General features: G+C 47.0%; 11 protein-coding genes and 1 pseudogene. 1 reads left to right on the top strand and 11 read right to left on the bottom strand.

Annotated features, from left to right (window positions below):
• Positions 1-149, top strand: a pseudogene (locus B4113_RS20645) (IS701 family transposase); the annotation flags it as partial.
• Positions 150-289: 140 nt separating this feature from the next.
• On the opposite strand, the gene B4113_RS13290 reads toward B4113_RS20645, so the two are convergent.
• The 11 genes from B4113_RS13290 to iolE form a co-directional block, all read right to left on the bottom strand.
• Positions 290-1,336, bottom strand: coding sequence for an aldose epimerase family protein (locus B4113_RS13290; protein WP_033843794.1), 1,047 nt, complete (start codon positions 1,334-1,336; stop codon positions 290-292).
• 15 nt (positions 1,337-1,351) lie between these two features.
• Positions 1,352-2,347 carry a Gfo/Idh/MocA family protein gene (locus B4113_RS13285; protein WP_033843793.1) on the bottom strand — a complete coding sequence of 332 codons (996 nt, stop codon included), beginning with the start codon at positions 2,345-2,347 and terminating at the stop codon, positions 1,352-1,354.
• Positions 2,348-2,442: 95 nt separating this feature from the next.
• Positions 2,443-3,618, bottom strand: a complete 1,176-nt coding sequence (locus tag B4113_RS13280) for a sugar ABC transporter permease (protein WP_033843792.1) — start codon at positions 3,616-3,618, stop codon at positions 2,443-2,445.
• The gene (locus tag B4113_RS13275) at positions 3,551-5,134 is read right to left on the bottom strand and encodes a xylose ABC transporter ATP-binding protein (protein ID WP_081897208.1); all 1,584 of its coding nucleotides are present in this window, start codon (positions 5,132-5,134) and stop codon (positions 3,551-3,553) included. Before B4113_RS13275 ends, B4113_RS13280 begins: the two co-directional genes overlap by 68 nt.
• A 110-nt stretch (positions 5,135-5,244) precedes the next feature.
• Positions 5,245-6,339: a D-xylose ABC transporter substrate-binding protein gene (xylF, locus tag B4113_RS13270; protein ID WP_033843791.1), complete on the bottom strand. Its 1,095-nt coding sequence runs from the start codon at positions 6,337-6,339 to the stop codon at positions 5,245-5,247.
• A gap of 812 nt (positions 6,340-7,151) precedes the next feature.
• On the bottom strand, positions 7,152-8,357 hold the full coding sequence (locus tag B4113_RS13265) for an MFS transporter (protein ID WP_033843790.1): 1,206 nt from the start codon (positions 8,355-8,357) through the stop codon (positions 7,152-7,154).
• Positions 8,358-8,389: 32 nt separating this feature from the next.
• Positions 8,390-9,283 (bottom strand): class II fructose-1,6-bisphosphate aldolase, encoded by an 894-nt coding sequence (gene fba, locus B4113_RS13260; protein ID WP_033843788.1) that lies wholly within the window; start codon positions 9,281-9,283, stop codon positions 8,390-8,392.
• Between the two features lie 76 nt (positions 9,284-9,359).
• Positions 9,360-10,820, bottom strand: coding sequence for a CoA-acylating methylmalonate-semialdehyde dehydrogenase (locus B4113_RS13255; RefSeq protein WP_033843787.1), 1,461 nt, complete (start codon positions 10,818-10,820; stop codon positions 9,360-9,362).
• A 19-nt stretch (positions 10,821-10,839) separates the two neighbouring features.
• A complete protein-coding gene (iolC, locus tag B4113_RS13250) occupies positions 10,840-11,850 on the bottom strand; it encodes a 5-dehydro-2-deoxygluconokinase (protein WP_033843786.1) in 1,011 nt (336 codons plus the stop codon).
• A gap of 37 nt (positions 11,851-11,887) precedes the next feature.
• Positions 11,888-12,712 carry a 5-deoxy-glucuronate isomerase gene (gene iolB / locus B4113_RS13245; RefSeq protein WP_033843785.1) on the bottom strand — a complete coding sequence of 275 codons (825 nt, stop codon included), beginning with the start codon at positions 12,710-12,712 and terminating at the stop codon, positions 11,888-11,890.
• 15 nt (positions 12,713-12,727) lie between these two features.
• A complete protein-coding gene (gene iolE / locus B4113_RS13240; protein ID WP_033843783.1) occupies positions 12,728-13,654 on the bottom strand; it encodes a myo-inosose-2 dehydratase in 927 nt (308 codons plus the stop codon).
• Positions 13,655-13,663: the final 9 nt, after the last annotated feature.

The following is a 13,663-nucleotide window of genomic DNA, read 5'->3' as shown; positions in this document are numbered from 1 at the left end:
ACAGCATCGCGGAATCTCAACAAGACCTCTCTTCCGGACTGGAGCTTCTTCGGTCTCGGAAAGGACACAGCGTCGTCGAGTTCATCTATGACGCCGCAAAACAAGATATTCCCATTGATGTGATCAAAAAACAGCTCCATGTCGCCTAAGGGGTCCCCTGTTTGTCTCTTAGGGTATGGAAATTACTGTAACGAAAAATGCTCATCTACAGTACGTAATACTTTACATCCCGACACTTGTTATGATGGCCTTCTGTTTACACAACTGCTTTCAGATTTTCAAATTCAACTTAGTCAACACTAAATCGATACCTTGTCATCGACACCTGCTCCTCGTCAGCCGGCAATACGATCGACGGAAATTGAGGATGATGAATCGCATCAGGCAACCCTTGTGTTTCAAGGCAGATGCCTAAGTATTTCCGCGACGGCACGCCGCCTAAATCCATCCCTTCCGGCAACTGGTTCGATGTGTACACGACCACGCCGGCTTCGTCCGTCTCCACCGTCAACATTCGTCCGCTCTCTTGGTCATAGAGTACAATTTCTTTGTCATGATGCCGGTCGAGCCAAAACGGATGGTCATAGCCCCCGCCAACGAGTTCGATTTGCGGATGCCCAGATTCAACCGCCTCCCGGATCGCCTTTCCGTGCCGCAAATCAAACGGTGTTCCGGCGACATCCAAGACGCGGCCTGTCGGAATCAGTTCTTCGTTTAGTTCGAGCACACGCGAGCTTTGGATCGTCAGCGTATGGTCCAAAATATCACGTTTGCCGTTGCCGCTTAAGTTAAAATACGTATGATTCGTCAAGTTGAGCAACGTCGTTTTGTCCGAACGGGCTCGGTACGTCACCGTCCATTCGTTGTCATTGTTCAGCCAGTACGCCACTTGCACTTCCAAAGTTCCCGGATACCCTTCCTCTCCGTCCGGGCTCGTGTACGAAAAAACGACGCCGACCGCATCATCGCGATGGATCGGTTCTGCCTGCCAAAGCACTCGGTGAAAGCCGTTCGAACCGCCGTGCAGATGGTTGTTGTTTTCGTTTTTCGCTAACCGATATGTAACGCCCTCAAGCTCAAAGCTTGCCCCTTGAATGCGCCCAGCCACGCGGCCGATGGCTGCACCAAAGTATGGCGTATTTTCGATATACGGCTTAAACCGGTCAAACCCAAGTACGACATTTTCGATGTTGCCGTTTCGGTCAGGAACGCATAGCCTCGTGACAACACATCCATAGTTCATCGCCGACAATTCTACGCCGTGATCATTGGTCAATGTAAACAAAAGCACTTCTTTTCCGTTATATCCAGCCCATTTCTCATATGTCAATTTCATGTTGCTTCCCCTTCCTTATAACCTTACGATGTTTCCTGTCTTCGTCGATGTTCGGCAAGCGTCGAGCGCCCGCGCTTGTTTGATCATACGCTCTGGCGAATACAACAGCGGTGTGCCTTCAAGAACAGCGCGCGAGAAGTGCTCGATTTGCAGCGCGTATTGATCGCCTGACACCGTTTCCTCGCACTCCCTTCCATCAGCCGTTACGATCGTAATCCGTCCCTCACCGCCATCGACATCCGGCCGATACGCCCGCGAGACAACGATTTTTCCCTTCGTGCCCACCACTTCGTATTCGTTCTGAAAGAGCATGTCAAAACTGCACGTGAACTGCGCAAGCACACCGTTTTCCATCCTCATCCAACCATTCGTCGTTACATCGACCGAACGGTGCGGATCAAAATGGGATTGAACAAATAATTCGATTGGTTCGGCACCAAGGATGTGTCTTGTCGAGTGCACGCAATAGCAGCCGACATCGAACAAGCTTCCCCCACCAAGCTCAGGGTTCATGCGGATATTCGTTTCCCGATCTTGCAAATAAAAAGAGAAATGGGCACGCATATACGTGACGTCACCGATCTCACCGGCAGCGAGAAGCTGTTTGACTCGCTCATGCTGCGGATGGAACTGGTACATGAACGCTTCCATAAATAAAACCCCGCGCTCTTCACACGCTCTGATCATTCGCTGGGCGTCCTCTTCGCATAAGGCAGCCGGTTTTTCGCAAAGCACATGTTTTTTCTTCTGTGCCGCTTTGATCGTCCATTCCGCGTGCAGGCTGTTCGGAAGCGGAATGTACACCGCGTCGACGTCCGGGTCATCAAGCAGCTGTCCGTAGCTGTCATACGCCTTTGGAATGCCGAGCGCCCGCGCCGCTTCGCTGGCTTTCCCGCTTTCACTGGCGATCGCCACGACTTCAGCGCGATCCGTCCGGCGAATGGCCGGAATCATCACGTCTTTGGCAATGGCCGCTGTACTCATAATACCAAAGCGAACTTTACTCCCCATGTTTCGTCTCTCCTTTCCATTTTCAAAGGGAGAGGCTGGCACCAAAACAAGCCAGCCCCTCATTCTCCAGACAAACAAACCGAAATATCGTAGAATCAACTTGCCTTACTTTTGCTTGAGATATCTGCCCAAACAGCGATAATCAAAATTAACCCTTTTACAATATATTGCCAAAATGTTTCAATGTTCATCATGCTCATACCGTTATCGATACTAGCCATGATCAGAGCGCCAATAATCGCCCCGACAATATTTCCTCTTCCTCCCATCAGGCTCGTACCGCCAATGACACAAGCAGCGATGGCATCGAGTTCATACATTTCCCCACCGCTTACTGTAGCTGCATTCAGCCGGCTTGTTAAAAGAATACCTGCTACAGCGGAAAGAGTTCCCATTAAAACAAAAACGGACAGCACGACTCTCTTAATGTTGATTCCGGATAATGCAGCCGCCTCAATATTCCCGCCGATCGCATAAATATATCGTCCAAATGGTGTCTTTACAGCGATGAAAACAAAGATCATCGCCAGTAAAATAACAATAAGCATGGGGATGGGAACACCATAGTAACGGTTTAGCATGTACACGAGAACAAAAATACACAGCGAATAGCCTAATATTTTTCCATAATCATTTGCCTTTGAATTAAGCGCCAAACCTAGCTCTTTTCGTTTTTTTCTATTTCTCTCTACGGAAACAAATAATAGAATGATGCTAACAATCGCTAAAATATAGCCGATTGCATAAGGAAGATAACTGTTTCCAATCGCTTCAAAACTATTATCTAACGGTGCTACGGTTTCACCATTGCTAATCCCGATTAAAATCCCCCGAAAAATTAACATTCCTCCCAAGGTGACAATAAAAGCAGGAACACCGCGATAAGCCACCCACCATCCTTGCCAGAGTCCAATCAACGCTCCGGCGGCAATCGCCACTAAAATGACACTGATGGTCCCCCAACCATGCCATACTTGCAAAATCGCCGCAATCCCTCCAGTCAGTCCAACAACCGAACCCACTGACAGATCAATGTGACCAGCTATAATAATCAGTGTCATTCCAATGGCTAAAGCAGAAATCACAGACATTTGCATAAATAAGTTAGACAAATTCCGGGACGAAACGAATTCCCAGTCAGTTAAGAAACCAAAAATCACAGCGATTAAAAATAGTGCGATAATCAGTGTATAAGAACGGAAGTCAAATTTCCATTGCACCTTCTGATCCGTTCGGTTTCCCAATGTAGTTGTAGGAAGTGGATTTTTCATCCTTTTTTCCTCCTGTTGCACAAGTCATAATTTTTTCTTGCGTTGCCTCATGTCGTTGAAATTCCCCGGTTATTCGTCCTTCTGACATGACTAAAATGCGGTCTGACATTCCCATGACTTCTGGCAGCTCAGATGAAATCAAAACAATTGCCACCCCCTGTCTAGCCAGCTCGTTAATGATTTTATAAATTTCGTATTTGGCTCCGACGTCGATTCCACGAGTGGGTTCATCCAAAATTAATATTTTAGGATTGCTCAAGAGCCACTTGCTCAACACGATTTTTTGCTGATTGCCTCCACTAAGCTGAGATACTTTCGCTTCTAAAGAAGGGGCTTTTAATTTCATTTTTCTCGTGATTTCTTCCGCCTGTTTGACCTCCAGCGCCCGATCAATCACATGCCGCCTTGCCACCTTTTTTAATGCAACAAGAGTAGTATTTTTAATAATATCCATCTCTAAAACAAGTCCATACTTTTTCCGATCTTCAGACACATACGCCATTCCACATTCAATCGCTTCCAAAGGCCGGTGAATATGAACTTGTTTGCCATCAATCCAAACAGTTCCTTCTTTCTTTCCGCGATAAGCGCCAAACAGGCTAGTAAACAGTTCTGTCCTTCCAGAGCCCATCAATCCGGAAATTCCTAAAATCTCGCCTCTCCGTAAGGAAAAAGAGACATCCCCGATGATTGTTCGTCCTGTCCTTTGATCTCTAACAGAATAGTTTTCTACTTTAAGCACTTCTGGTCCAATATCTCGAGGTTCATAAGGATATAACTCGTTCAGTTCCCGACCTACCATCTTTGCAATAATCCGTTCTTCCGTCAACTGATCAATAGAATCCGTACTAACGGTTTGTCCGTCACGTAAAACTGTTACTGTGTCAGCCAATTCCATAACTTCGTTTAGTTTATGGGAAATATAAATACAAGTAACTCCTTGGGCGCGAAGGTCTCGAAGAATTTGTTTTAACACTTCTACATCACTGTCCGTCAGTGCAGCTGTCGGCTCATCTAAAATAATGATCTTAGCGTCTTGGGCGAGTGCTTTGGCGATTTCTACTAACTGTTGCTTGCCTACCGTTAAATCTCGAATCTTTGTTTCCGGGTCAATATTCAACCCGATTTTTTGCAACCATTTTTGCGTCTCCGAGTACAACCGATTCCAGTCTATATATCTCCGTTGCATTAACTCATGACCAAGAAATAAATTCTCGGCAACGGTCATTTCGTCAACCAACGCCAATTCTTGATAAATAATAGCAATTCCCGCTGCCTGTGACTCTTTAATGGTTTTAAATCGAACTTCCTTTCCCTCAATATAAATCCTTCCCTCGTATGTCCCATATGGATAAACGCCGCTGAGAACTTTCATCAACGTCGATTTCCCAGCACCATTTTCTCCACAAAGGGCATGGATCTCTCCCTTACGAACGGAAAAAGTCACGTTGTCCAATGCCCGAACCCCCGGAAACTCTTTTGTAATTCCCTTCATTTCCAAAATATACGGTTGCATAGATCCCACCTACTAACAAAGAAAGTTAAATTGGTAAACTAAGTTTAGAAACGACGGACAGCATTCGCGCCTTTAAGCGAAGATGCTGTCCGCCCATCGATTCTAGCGAATTATGGACGCGGCGGGCGTTTATCTTCGGGCACATTTTTATAAACTTCATCATACGAGTGAAATCCGTCTTTAATAACGGTATCAATGACATTATCTTTATCCACCATGATTGGATCCAACTTGATAAATGGTACATCCACTTTTCCATTATTTATCGTTTCATCAGTTTGAATTTTCTCTCCTTTCGCCAGCTGTACAGCCACTTCCGCGGACTTTGTCGCGATGCTCTTAATCGGTTTGTACACCGTCATGGATTGAGTGCCTTCGACAATCCGCTGAACGGCAGCCAAGTCGGCGTCTTGACCAGAAATCGCCACTTTTCCGTCCAATCCTTGAGCTTTCAACGCTTGGATCGCCCCGCCTGCCGTGCTGTCATTTGATGCCACAATCGCATCAATTTGGTTTTTGTTGGCCGTCAATGCATTCTCAATAATTCTCATTGCTTCAGAAGCTTGCCAGTCTTTTGCCCATTGATCCCCGACAACCTTAATATCACCTTTATCGATTAGTGGTTGCAATACCTTCATTTGCCCTTCTCTAAACATTTTGGCATTATTGTCAGTCGGTGAACCTCCTAATAAAAAGTAGTTTCCTTTAGGAACTTTTTTCACCAAATATTCCGCTTGCATTTCGCCGACACGTACGTTGTCAAAAGACACATACGCATCGACATCTGCATTCATGATAAGCCGGTCGTAAGCAAGCACTTTGACCCCTTCTTTTTTAGCCTGTTGAATGACTGGTGATAAGGATTCCGTATTAACGGCTACAATGACTAAAACATCAATCCCTTGGGAAAGCATATTTTGAATTTGCGACAGTTGCTTCTCGCTATCCCCGTTTGCAGACTGAACTAAAACATCGGCCCCTAACTTCTTAGCCTCTTCAACAAAAATGTCACGGTCATGCTGCCATCTTTCAAGCGTCAGGTCGGATACCGAAAAACCAATTTTTATTTTTTTGTCTTGGCCCGCCTGATTTCCGCTGTTGTTTCCGCTTTCATTTTTGGCGACATCCTGCCCGCATCCGGACAACAACAGGAAGATAAGAGAAAGTAATAAGACAGGGCTTAAGAACTTTAAAACCTTCTTCATAGTAACCCCCCCTAATGGCTAGTAATTTTAAAACTTTTAAGTAAATTATAAAGCAATTATCTTTGTTTGTCTATAATACAAACAAATGATTTTGCTTTTTATTTTGTGAGAGAATATATTGAGGTAGAAACAGTAGTGATGATAGGTTTATGAGAACTGTCTAAAAACAAAGTGGTTATCTAAAGACTAATCTCTATGATATCCATTGTACTACTTGTCTCGCAGAAGATACTCTATACGTCCCGAAAGAAGTATTGAAGTGTATGAAGTATGCCACATAAACTGAGAAATAGTATCTCAAATAATTTTGCTTTTCTATCCATTCAACAACCCCTGAAAAAGAGCACCTTTCCTGTAGGTGCAAATAGCCATATCGGAAAAGGTGCCCCTATGAATATCCATAAACTTACCCTTGAATTGGCTGTATCGTTTGATCATGAAAGGAGCAGGACATGATCCTTCAATTAGGATGGCGGGCGATACTGGAGCAGGTTGCTTCACCGCCTTGTTTCTCAAATTGAGAAACCTTGTGGTATCCACTTCTCGTTTCACGTCATCGGACGTCAGCTAGGGACAACCGCTGTTTTTCACCAGCCTTCTATATTAAGTTGAAATTTTGTTCTACATCCCGCTGATTCCTCTCATATCGACTTGTACTTAGATGAAACCCGCAACGAAAAATTCGGAAATTCTTTTTATAGAAATGAAAGCCACCGCTCACAAACGAAAAATTTTCGCATAACGGGATTAGACCATCGTAAAGAATCAACAGCAGTGTGAACACTATTTTTATGTCTAAGCAGCAAGAAAACTCACTGATACTCCTTATGAATGATTTTATTCAGCAATGGAATCCATTCCCCGTGCTTCCATGCTACAATCAATCCGATTGCGACCAACCCAAGCGTCCCCGAGAAGTAAAACGCGAATTGGATACGGATCGACTCATTCAGTATTCCGGCCAGATACGGACCGCCAAACATGCCAATAGCATAAATGGCCTGATATGTTCCCATGGCGGTTGCTTTCTTGGCCTCATCAACAGACTCAATCGCCATTCCTAATAACAACGGAAACAACAGCCCAAGGAAAAAGCCGTTGCCAGCTTGAACAACATAGAAAGAAATGCTTCCACTAACGGCTGGAATCATGAACGTAAACAGCGCTGTTCCAGAAAACGCCATAAGAAGCGAGCCCCACTTGCCCCATCGCGGAACGAGCGTTTTTCCAATAAAAAAAGTCGCCAAGGCATGCGGAATCATAAAGCAAAACGTTAACATACTTAAATCTCCTTCTTTTAGACCGATCTTCAACGCATAGGCCGGGGTAAAGCCAAACATCGTCGTAAAAATGATCCCATGAGCCAATACCGATAAAGTAGAAACTTTCCATAGCTGTGGTTCCTTGATCACAAGAAGAAGATGTTTCAGTTGAATCGTTTGTCTTCGTTCGTCGTCTCGCTTCGGCTCGCTAACCCATATAGAAAGAAAGGCGCCCGTCGCACCAAGAACCCCGCCAGCCCAAAACGGAGCGTGCCATCCCCATTGATCCACCATATATCCGCTAACCGTCATGCCGGTCAGTTGCGCCAAAACGACAATCAGCGAAATTTGACTCATCGCCCGATGAGTTTCTTTGGAGTGGAAGTAGCAAGAATACAGCACGGTAAAAGCTACCCATGTTGCCGCGGCAATTCCGGCCAGCGCCCTTGATGTAAGCGCCCATCCTAAACTGTCGGTGAGGGCAAACAAAAAGCCACTCCCCATGGCGAAGACCATCCCTAAAATGACAAACGTTTTTCTTCTTTGTGCTAGGTCGGATACAATCCCAATAGGCAGGCGGCACAACAACTGCATAAGGCCGTAACTGCCTAATACAAGCCCGATAAACGAGTATGTGCCCCCTATCTCTTCAATATAGGGAGATAAGATCGGCATATAAATAAAAAGGGACAGCCAAAAGAAAAACGAGGCGGTAAGAAAAAGGACACGATCCTTGTACCACGGGCCACGATGCACTTCCACTCCCCCCTTGGTCTGTTTGCGGACCGCTATTGTGAAAATGAAGGCAACAAAGCTTCTTTCGCTTTCCCTGCCGAACCAAATTCGCGAATTTTTTGTCTTACGGTCTGTTTTACTTCTTCCCTTCCCGCTCCAAGGTATTTTCTTGGATCGTACAGACTGTCATTCTCATTGAATAAGCGGCGAATTCCTCGGGTAAAAGCCAATTGGTTTTCCGTGTTGACGTTAATTTTCGCTGTTCCTAACGAAATGGCTCTGCGGATATCATCCAAGGGAATTCCTGTTCCCCCATGCAATACAAGAGGCACGCCGGTTAAGCGTTGGATTTGTTCCATTTGCGCAAATCCTAATTTCGGTTTCCCTTTATACGGGCCGTGAACCGAACCTAGCGCCGGTGCCAGACAGTCGACCCCCGTTTCTTTAACGAGCCGCTCACATTCTTCCGGAATGGCGTACATTGCTTCCGCCTCATCGACCACTACGTCATCCTCTTGCCCTCCGATTCTTCCAACCTCGGCTTCAACGGAGACACCAAAGGACCTTGCTGCCTCAACGACTTTTTTTGTCATCGAAATATTTTCTTCTAAAGGGAAATGGGATGCATCGATCATCACCGATGTAAACCCGGCTTCCATCGCCTCAAGGCATTGCTCATAGGAGGAGCCGTGGTCTAAATGGAGAGCGACAGGCACAGTAATGCCGTATTCTTTCACGAGTTCTTTGACCATGGCTGCTGCCGTTCGCAGCCCGCCAAGATGTCCGATATATCCCGGGCTCACGGCCAAAATGACAGGTGCCTCTTCTTCCTCGGCCCCTAGGAGAATGGCTTGGGCAAATTCCAAGTTGTTCACGTTAAAATGCCCGACAGCATAGTTTCCTCGTAATGCGCATTGCAACATGTTCTTCATTGAGACAAGCGGCATTTTGATTCCCCCTTCTGTTCACACATACGAGAAAAGCATCAAGCGCCATAAGGCGCCTGATCCTTTTCCACCACTCTTACCAGCGAGCAGTGAGCATTTTCTTACGCGTATAAAACTCCACACCGTCCATGCCGTTGGCGTGAAGGTCGCCGTAGAACGAATTCTTCCACCCAGAGAACGGGAAGAAGGCCATCGGTGCTGGAACGCCTAAGTTGACCCCTAACATCCCGGCATCGATTTCATCTCGGAACTTACGAACATTTCCTCCATCTCTTGTGTAAAGGCATGCCCCGTTGGCGAATGGAGATTTGTTGGCGACTTCAATGGCTTCATCTAATGTATTAACACGCACAATCGAAAGAACAGGGGCGAAAATTTCATCTTTCCAAATTGTCATGTTGGTGGTGACCCGGTCAAAGATCGTCGGACCGATAAAGTATCCATTGTCCTGAACCGCGGCATCCTTCCGCCCGTCGCGCACTAAAATGGCTCCTTCTTTTTCTCCGAGTTCAATATATTTGACCGTCCGTTGTTTATGAGCTTCGCGAATGACGGGGCCTAAAAAGACGCTCTCCTCTAACCCGTTGCCTATCTTAATTTCACTCGCGGCCGCCACTAGCTTCTCAACTAATTCATCAGCAATATCCCCAACCGCGACAACGACCGACGCCGCCATGCACCGTTCTCCAGCCGAGCCGAACGCCGCGTTAATAATTTCACGAACAGCCAGTTTCAAGTCCGCATCCGGCATGACGATGGAATGGTTTTTGGCCCCCGTCAGCGCCTGAACGCGTTTGCCGTGAGCCGCTGCCGTTTTATACACATACTCGCCGACTGGTTGAGAACCGACAAACGAGATTGCTTTCACATCTGGATGTTCCAAAAGTCCGTTCACGACATCATGCGCCCCATGAACGATGTTGAGCACTCCGTCCGGAAGCCCTGCTTCTTTAAAGAGTTCAGCCAAGCGATTGGCCAACATCGGCGTGCGTTCGGACGGTTTTAAGACGAACGTGTTTCCGCAGGCAATCGCCAGCGGGAACATCCAGCAAGGAACCATCATTGGGAAGTTAAACGGCGTGATGCCCCCAACGACACCAATCGGATAACGATACATTCCTGATTCAATGCCAGTCGCAATGTCAGGAAGCTGTCTTCCCATCATGAGTGTCGGCGCACCTGCGGCAAATTCCACGCATTCAATTCCACGCTGCACCTCCCCGTAGGCTTCGTTGTAGCTTTTTCCGTTTTCTAATGTCACTAACCGGGCCAGTTCTTCCCAATGTTCAACAAGCAACTGCTGGTATTTGAATAAAATCCGCGCCCGGCGCGGCACCGGCGTTTTGCGCCATGTTTTGAACGCCTCTTTCGCTGCCGCAACCGCATAATCCAAATCCTCACGGTTCGAAATCGGGACGTAAGCGAGCACTTCGCCCGTCGCCGGGTTTGGAACCGCTTCTGTCTTCGCAGAACGAGATTCCACCCATTGCCCACCAATATAGTTTTTTAAGGTTTGCACTCCCGTTGTCATCGTCATGTTCGTTGATCCCCTTTCATTATGACTTCGCAGTGGCCGAGCTGCTTTTATGTTGTTGAATGAACTGTTCAATTTGGTCCAACGTTGGCATCGCATCAGAGCAACTATGGCTCGAGATGACAATCGAAGCGGCAGCTGCACCATATTCCATCGCCTTTGGAATCGTCCATCCATTCATTAATCCATAGATAAACCCAGCAGCGTAAGAATCGCCCGCTCCAAACGTTTTGACAATATTCGCCGGGAAAATCGTGCCGATAAATGTTTCTCCTGTTTTCGTATAGGCGATCGACCCGTCTTTGCCATGCTTAATGACAACGATTTTCGTGTTGTAATCAAACCATTTTCGCGCTGTTTGTTCATCATCGCTCCGCTGGCCGTCAAACTGCTCCATCATGTCAAATTCTTCTCTCGTGCCGATGATCACGTCGCATTTTTCCGCGGCTAAGTTGTAATAGATTGCCGTTTCCTCTTTGGATTGCCATGTATACGGGCGATAATCCAAATCGAAAAAGACAACGACCGCATGACGTCTTGCATACTCCAACGCTAAAAACACCGCTTCTCTTGACGGGCTTTTCGCCAAAGCCGTCCCGGAAATCAGCAGACATTTTGCCTGCCGAATATAGTCTTCATGAATGTCGTTCGGTTCCAGTTTCAAATCAGCGACATTATCGCGATACATGAGGATGCTGCAGTCGGTCGGGCTCTTGATTTCGGTAAACGCCAAGCCCGTCACACTGCCGGACTTGTCGGTAATGACATGGGATGTATCAATGCCATTGTTTTTTAAGTACCGAACAATAAATCGGCCCATTTGGTCGTCGGCCACTCGGCCGATAAACCCTGTTTTCATGCCAAGCCGGGCCATGCCGATGGCAATATTCGCCGGAGATCCGCCGACATATTTGGTAAACGTCATCGTTTCTTCCATCGGCCGATGGATCTCATTGGCGTTTAAATCGATGCATAGCCGTCCGACAGCGATAAAGTCCAACGGTTTTTGCTGGTCAAGTGGTAGTAAATTCATCGAACCGCCTCTTTCCTGTCATCTTTTTGGATCGTTTCTACTTCTGTTTGGCCGCAAACTTGCTTTCCATCACCCACTCATGGTCCGGGTCATTATGGAACTTCCACGTCCGTACGGGTCCGGCCATGACGTTTAAGTAATACCCCTCATAACCTGGGGGAGCGGAAACCGGGTGATAACCTTTCGGCACTAAGACAACATCTCCGTTTTTCACGACCATCGTTTCATCAATCGAACGGTCATCGGTGTAGACCCGTTGCACCATAAAACCGTGGTCCGGATAGATTCGATGATAATACGTTTCTTCTAAATAGGATTCATACGGCAAATTGTTCTGGTCATGTTTATGCGGTGGGTAACTCGACCAGTTTCCTTCCGGCGTAAATACCTCAACGACAAGCAAGCTGTCAGCCGGTTTAGACTCCGGAAGAATGTTATGCACCCGCCGCTCAATGTTTCCCGCCCCGCGTATTTCAACTCCTACTTCGCTTGGCGGAATCAAACGGGCTGGATACGTTCCTTTCCCTGGCGCTAAACAAACGGCCAACTCCAAATCAGTCACTGCTTGCACTTCATAACGATCATTGGACGGGACATAGACTGAGTATGGCGGAACTTTCTCAAAAACATCCATTCTCAGTCCAATATTTTCCCACCGTTCATGTCTCGTGTATATGTTGGCTTTCCCTTTGAGAAGGACAAGGCAAGCCTCCTGATCCTTCGTCTCTTTTCGCAATGTTTGTCCTTTTACCAACACATACACTTCAAACCCGACGTACTCCCACCCCACTGATTCCGGTGTTACGCGGACGACGTTCCCTTCTTCATTCGGCGAATGGCTGGAAATAATGAATCGGCTCATGGTTTTCTCCCCCCTTTATCGTTGACGTGCGGCTAATAGGGTTTGAATATGATGGTCGATATACTCTTTGGCCATTTTCGCATACGTATATGGACGGGCAACGTCCGGGTCTTGTTCTGCTTCGACGATGATCCAACCGTCATAGTTCATCTCCATCAGCTTGGAAAAAATCGGGACAAAATCAATACACCCATCCCCAGGAACGGTAAACATTCCGCGCAACACAGCACTGCGAAAGTCGAGCTGTTCCCGTTTCACCTGCTCCAGTATGTCGCGCCGTACATCTTTTAAATGAACGTATTGAATCCGATCCGCATATTTATGTAGCAGTTCAACTGGATCGTATCCGCCGTATAACGCATGCCCTGTATCATACAAAAGATGGACAAGGTTCGGATCTGTCAACTGCATTAGGCGATCAATCTCGTCAGCCGTTTCGACAACCGTTCCCGCGTGAAAGTGGTAAACGAGCTTCATCCCCAGCTCCTGGCATATATGTGCGGCACGATGCAATCCGTCGACAAGGCATTCCCATTCGGAATCCGTGAGCCGTTGAATCGTTTTTTCTTCTGGCGCCCGGCGTGGATCCCAATGCATCGATCCCCCCATTTCGCAGACGATCGCATACTTGCATCCCATATCGCGCAAATATTCCGCCCAAGACCGGAACGTCTCGAGTTCCTCTTCAAGACGAGAACGGTCTGAAAAGAGCACGCCGGTGAATTTGCTGGCGAGCTCGATGCCATATTGGTTCAGTTTTGCCCTCAATGACGGGGGATCTTGGGAGAACAGGCGCCCCATTTCCGTTGCAACATACCCAAGCTCCGCCATTTCGGATAAGACTTGATCTTGGGTATAGTGATCACCCAGTCCCGGAATATCATCATTGACCCAGCTGATCGGGGCAATGCCGATACGAAAAGGATTAACCGTTTTTTCCATCTCTCTCAC

Origin of the sequence: Geobacillus sp. B4113_201601 (assembly GCF_001587475.1) — a bacterium.
Lineage (GTDB): Bacteria > Bacillota > Bacilli > Bacillales > Anoxybacillaceae > Geobacillus > Geobacillus icigianus.
The sequence above is the reverse complement of the archived record's forward strand: the minus strand, read 5'-3'. Positions and strand labels throughout refer to the sequence as shown.

Coding starts and splice junctions, on each gene's coding strand:
- B4113_RS13280 (WP_033843792.1), bottom strand. CDS start 3,618: ATGAAAAATCCACTTCCTACAACTACATTGGGAAACCGAACGGATCAG.
- iolC (WP_033843786.1), bottom strand. CDS start 11,850: ATGAATTTACTACCACTTGACCAGCAAAAACCGTTGGACTTTATCGCT.
- fba (WP_033843788.1), bottom strand. CDS start 9,283: ATGCCGCTTGTCTCAATGAAGAACATGTTGCAATGCGCATTACGAGGA.
- B4113_RS13275 (WP_081897208.1), bottom strand. CDS start 5,134: ATGCAACCGTATATTTTGGAAATGAAGGGAATTACAAAAGAGTTTCCG.
- B4113_RS13290 (WP_033843794.1), bottom strand. CDS start 1,336: ATGAAATTGACATATGAGAAATGGGCTGGATATAACGGAAAAGAAGTG.
- iolE (WP_033843783.1), bottom strand. CDS start 13,654: ATGGAAAAAACGGTTAATCCTTTTCGTATCGGCATTGCCCCGATCAGC.
- B4113_RS13285 (WP_033843793.1), bottom strand. CDS start 2,347: ATGGGGAGTAAAGTTCGCTTTGGTATTATGAGTACAGCGGCCATTGCC.
- B4113_RS13255 (WP_033843787.1), bottom strand. CDS start 10,820: ATGACGATGACAACGGGAGTGCAAACCTTAAAAAACTATATTGGTGGG.
- iolB (WP_033843785.1), bottom strand. CDS start 12,712: ATGAGCCGATTCATTATTTCCAGCCATTCGCCGAATGAAGAAGGGAAC.
- xylF (WP_033843791.1), bottom strand. CDS start 6,339: ATGAAGAAGGTTTTAAAGTTCTTAAGCCCTGTCTTATTACTTTCTCTT.